Below are 1,740 nucleotides of genomic sequence, written 5' to 3'. Positions count from 1 at the left end.
GGCATGGCCGCGGACCTGTTCGAGTCCTACGCGGTCGTGCTCGTCGCCTCGCTGATCCTCGGCCGCGTCGCCTTCGGCACCGAGGGACTGGTGTTCCCGCTCCTCGTCCCCATGATCGGCGTGCTCACCGCCATCGTCGGCATCTTCCTGGTCGCCCCCCGCGCCAGGGACAAGACGGCGATGTCGGCGATCAACCGCGGGTTCTTCATCTCCGCGGCGATCTCCGCCGTGCTCGTCGTCGGCACCGCCTTCTGGTACCTGCCCTCCAGCTTCGACCAGCTCTCCGGCGTCAGCCCGCAGGTCCTGGCCGAGATCGAGGAGGCCGGGACCAACCCGGACCCGAGGATCCTCGCGGTCGCGGCGGTCCTCATCGGCCTCGTGCTCGCCGCCGCCATCCAGCTGCTCACCGGCTACTTCACCGAGACCGACCGGCGCCCCGTCCGCGAGATCGGCGACAGCTCCGAGACCGGCGCGGCGACCGTCATCCTCTCCGGCATCTCCGTCGGCCTGGAGTCGGCCGTCTACTCCGCCCTCCTCATCGCCGGAGCCGTCTACGCCGCGTTCCTGCTCGGCGGCGGCTCCATCACCCTGAGCCTGTTCGCCGTCGCCCTCGCCGGAACCGGCCTGCTCACCACCGTCGGCATCATCGTGGCGATGGACACCTTCGGCCCCGTCTCCGACAACGCCCAGGGCATCGCGGAGATGTCCGGCGACGTGGAGGGCCCGGGCGCGGAGATCCTCACCGGGCTCGACGCCGTCGGCAACACCACCAAGGCCATCACCAAGGGCATCGCGATCGCGACGGCGGTCCTGGCCGCGACCGCGCTCTTCGGCGCCTTCCGCACCTCCGTGCAGGCCCAGCTCGGCGACGCCGACGAGGCGTTCTCGCTCTCACTGGACCAGCCCGACGTGCTCGTCGGCGTCATCATCGGCGCCAGCGTGGTGTTCTTCTTCTCCGGGCTCGCCATCATGGCGGTCGGCCGGGCGGCGGGCCGCGTGGTCATGGAGGTGCGCGACCAGTTCCGCACCCGTCCGGGGATCATGGACGGCACGGAGAAGCCCGAGTACGCGCGCGTGGTCGACATCTGCACCAAGGACTCGCTGCGGGAGCTGGTCACCCCGGGCCTGCTGGCCGTCCTCGCGCCGATCGCGGTCGGCTTCGCCCTCGGCTACGCCCCGCTCGGCGCGTTCCTGGGCGGCGCCATCGCCGCGGGAGTGCTCATGGCCGTCTTCCTGTCCAACTCGGGCGGGGCCTGGGACAACGCCAAGAAGCTCGTCGAGGACGGCCACCACGGCGGCAAGGGCTCGGAGGCCCACGCCGCCACGGTCATCGGCGACACGGTCGGCGACCCCTTCAAGGACACCGCGGGTCCCGCCATCAACCCCCTGCTCAAGGTGATGAACCTCGTCGCCCTGATCGTGGCGCCCAGCGTGGTGATCTACGCCGACAACGTCGTCCTGCGGGCGGGGATCGCGGTGGCGGCCGTCGCCGTGCTCGTCGGCGCCATCCTGTGGTCCAAGCGCCGCGGGGGAGGCACCGAGACCGACCTCGCCGAGACCGGCGGCCGGTCCGCGCCCAAGGGCGCCCCGGAGACCGGAGGCGGAGCCCCGCCGAAGGGTGAGGTCTCCCCTGCCGGGGACGGCGGTGTCGGCGGGGACGCCGCGGACGGCGCCGACGACCGCAAGGAGGAGGCCCGCGCCGGAGAGGGGAAGTAGGTAGGGAGCACCGACCTCCGCGGC

At 72.3% G+C, this 1,740-nt stretch carries 1 protein-coding gene; it reads left to right on the top strand.

Going from position 1 to position 1,740, the window contains the following annotated elements:
• A partial coding sequence (locus DQW06_RS03145) for a sodium/proton-translocating pyrophosphatase (protein ID WP_117197927.1) occupies positions 1 to 1,716 on the top strand: 1,716 nt, incomplete at its 5' end.
• Positions 1,717 to 1,740: the final 24 nt, after the last annotated feature.

The sequence above is a fragment of the Nocardiopsis sp. TNDT3 genome (assembly GCF_003427465.1).
Taxonomy (GTDB): domain Bacteria; phylum Actinomycetota; class Actinomycetes; order Streptosporangiales; family Streptosporangiaceae; genus Nocardiopsis; species Nocardiopsis dassonvillei.
This window is presented reverse-complemented; position numbering and strand designations above follow the sequence as displayed.